Raw genomic sequence first — 3,467 nt, 5'->3', positions numbered from 1 at the left:
CTTTAGAATCTCGCAAACCTCGCCGTGCGCTTCGCGGCAGTGAATCACCACCGGCAGCCCGAGTTCCCGCGCCAGGCGGAGCTGGGCGGCGAAAACCTCCCACTGCACCGGGCGCGGCGAAAGGTCACGGTAAAAGTCGAGCCCGATCTCCCCGACGGCCACCACCCGCGGCTCCCGCGCTAATTGCTGCAACTGTTCGATATAATCGGGCGGCGCCGCCGCGGCGTCGTGCGGGTGCACCCCCACCACGGCGAAAACCCCGGGCAGCGACCCGGCCAGGTCAATGCCGCGGCGGGACGAAGCTAGGTCGTAACCCACCGTAATGATTCGCGTTACGCCCGCCGCCCGCGCGCGCTCGACCACCGCCGCCTGGTCGGTGTCAAACCGTTCGTCATCGAGGTGGCAGTGCGTATCGGTCAGTCGCATATCCAGAATACCCCTTGGCCAGACGCTGTTTTCCCGGTCTTCCTGGTATTCCTGGCTGCCCGGCCTTTTACTCCCGCCATCCATTCCGATACAGGCCTCACTTCGTAAAAACCATAAGTACTGTCCTAATTGGATAAACGAAACCTTTTAGAAAGCCAAATCAGGAGTTCGGAGGTGCCAGTTGAGGCCCACTGCTCTTTTTCGGCCAGAGCGTTCGAAAATCACTTTCCAACTTCGATCCGCGGGAAAAGGGGCGCGCCGCGCTGCACCTTCACCCCCGGCGGGAACCGGCCCCAGGTGAGCGACGCAAAGGTGTGCAGTTCCGGCCGGTCGGAAATCCCGAGCTGCGGCCAGACCCGCTCCGGAAAACCGGGCATGAAGGGGCCGAGCAGCACCGTAACGAAGCGGTATACTTCCAGAACATTGTAAATCACTGTGTTGAACCGCTCCCGCTTCGCCGGGTCTTTCCCGAGGTTCCAGGGGGCGGTTTCGTCCAGGTACTTGTTCGCCCGGCTCACGGGCTGCCAGACGGCAGCCAGCGCCTCGGCTAATTCCAGCCGGTCCACGTGCGCGGCCACTTTATCGGGCGTTTCTTGCGTCAGCTCGATAAGCTCCTTGTCCGGCCCTTCCGGGGTGCCCGGCGCTGAAACCACCCCGCCGCCGAACTTCTCGCACACCGTCAGCGTCCGGTGCAGGAGGTTCCCGAGGTCATTCGCCAGGTCGCTGTTGATCCGCCCGACCAGGTTCTCCTCCACGTAGTAGCCGTCCGCGCCGAAGGGCAGCTCCCGCAGCAGGTAGTACCGGACCGCGTCCGCCCCGTACCGGTCGATGAGAACGTGCGGGTCAATCACGTTCCCCTTGGACTTGGACATCTTCCCGCCGTCCACGAGCAGCCACCCGTGGCCCACCACCCGCTTCGGCAGCTCTACACCGGCGGCCATCAGCAGGATCGGCCAGATGATCGTATGGAAGCGGACGATGTCCTTCCCCACCAGGTGGACGTCGGCCGGCCAGTAGCGCCGGAAGAGTTCGTCGTTCCCGGATCCGTAGCCGAGCGCCGAGATGTAGTTGGTCAGCGCGTCCACCCAGACGTAGATTACGTGGCGGGGGTCAAACGGCACCGGGATTCCCCAGGAAAAAGTGGTCCGCGAAACGCACAGGTCCTCGAGCCCGCCCTTGATGAAGTTGACCATTTCGTTCCGCCGGGAAACCGGCTGGATGAAATCAGGGTGCGTTTCAATATGCTGAAGCAGCCGGTCGGCGTACCTGGAAAGCCGGAAAAAATAGCTTTCCTCCTGTAAAAGCTCCACCGGCCGCCCGCAGTCCGGGCAGTTCCCATCCACTAACTGGCGCTGGGTCCAGAAGGTCTCGCAGGGGGTGCAGTACCACCCTTCGTAAGCCGCCTTGTATATGTCTCCCTGCTCGTACAGGTGCCGGAAAACCTTTTCTACCGCTGCCCGGTGGCGTTCCTCAGTCGTCCGGATGAAGTCGCTGTACTCAACCATCAGCCGTGTCCAGAGAACCTTGAAACCGGCCACGATCTCGTCCACGTATTCCTTGGGTTTTTTGCCCCTGGCCAAGGCCGCCCGCTCGATTTTCTGACCGTGCTCGTCCGCGCCGGTCAAGAAATAGACGTCGTACCCCTGCAGGCGCTTGAACCGGGCGACGGTGTCCGCCGCCACGGTGGTATAGGCGTGCCCGATGTGCAGGTTGTCGCTCGGGTAATAAATCGGCGTCGTAATGTAGAACGTCGGCCGCGCCGCTTCGCTTGTCTGAGCCAACGTCTGTCCCCTTCCTGCAGGAAATAAAGGCACCCGCCGGCAGAACCCGGCTTTTGAAGCTCCGCCGGAAAAATTGGCAAATCAAGTCTCATTGTATTGGAGAAAAAAAGGGATGTCAAGTGCCGCAAGGGCTGCAGCTGTAGATGAGCCACAGTTTCGTTCACAGCACTTTGATCGTTTAAAGGAGATATTGAAAAGGGTGGGTCTCCCCGGAGTATTATGGATTTGGACAAACCACACCCCGAAAGGAGGACCCACCCACAGATGAAAACCCCGCTGACAACATTCTACCAAAAAGAAACCCCTTCTGAGAAGCGATTGACTGCGGCAGCAGAACCTCTCTACCAGAAACTTAAAAAGACGGGTAATCCCCAAGCGGCAGTTCAAATAGCACTTACTCTCCTCCGCCACCACTCGCCCAAAGAAGCAGCTAAAGTCTTAGGAATCTCCGTCCGCTGGGCCTACGTCCTTAAAAAACGCGCGGAAGAGAATAACTACAATCCGCTCGCTTGCCTCGGTAAGCGCGGCCCAAAATCCCCTATGCCTACCCGTACCCCGCGCCATATCGAAGAAGTGGTGGTCGACCTCGCCAAGAAAACGAACCTCGGGCCCCACCGCCTGAGTATCCACCTCCAAGCCTGCGGCATCTTCCTCTCCCCCTTCACCATCCGCAATATCCTCAAACGATACCACTTCCGGTGCCGCAAGGTGAAAACGGTCAATGGCTCAAGACGTTATGTGGCCGATCTCTCCTCCTTCGCCCCGCTTCAAATGTGGCAAATCGACGCCAAGTACCTTGCCGATGCTGACTCTTTGCCCCCGCAGGCTTACGCTGCCATCTTCCGCGTGAGCCTACCCCGCTACCAATTCACCGCTATCGACCTTAAAACTAGAGTCCGCTTCATCGCCTTTGCTTACCAACTCTCTTTCACCAATGGCCTCGCCTTTATGCTGCTCCTAAAAACCTGGCTCAGAGCTTTCGGGATAACCCAACCCCTCTTCTTCCAAACCGATAACGGACCAGAGTTCGGCGGCCCGGCTTCCTCCCGAAAACGTCAGTTAATGCAAACTGCAATCTTTTGCCCCCACGGCGTTACCCTCTTGAATATCCCCCCTAATGAAAAAGAGGGCAACGGCTTCGTGGAACGCTCTCACCGCACGGACGATGAGGAGTTCTATGCAATCCATTTGCCCGGCATCACTTCTCTTAAGACTTTCCTCTACTCGGCACAGAGCTGGATCCTCTATTTCAACTACCGC

The 3,467-nt window shown here is 59.0% G+C and carries 2 protein-coding genes and 1 pseudogene; 1 reads left to right on the top strand and 2 read right to left on the bottom strand.

Going from position 1 to position 3,467, the window contains the following annotated elements; genetic code table 11:
- Both ACUVTA_RS09050 and metG read right to left on the bottom strand, forming a co-directional pair.
- Positions 1-426: TatD family hydrolase (locus ACUVTA_RS09050; protein ID WP_445952612.1), on the bottom strand; the 426-nt coding region annotated here is incomplete at its 3' end.
- Positions 427-647: 221 nt separating this feature from the next.
- Positions 648-2,207 (bottom strand): methionine--tRNA ligase, encoded by a 1,560-nt coding sequence (gene metG, locus ACUVTA_RS09045; protein ID WP_445952611.1) that lies wholly within the window; start codon positions 2,205-2,207, stop codon positions 648-650.
- 540 nt (positions 2,208-2,747) lie between these two features.
- On the opposite strand from metG, the pseudogene ACUVTA_RS09040 reads away from it, so the two are divergent.
- Positions 2,748-3,467: pseudogene (locus tag ACUVTA_RS09040) on the top strand (integrase core domain-containing protein); the annotation flags it as partial.

Source organism: Thermodesulfitimonas sp., assembly GCF_052743955.1.
The sequence above is the reverse complement of the archived record's forward strand: the minus strand, read 5'-3'. Positions and strand labels throughout refer to the sequence as shown.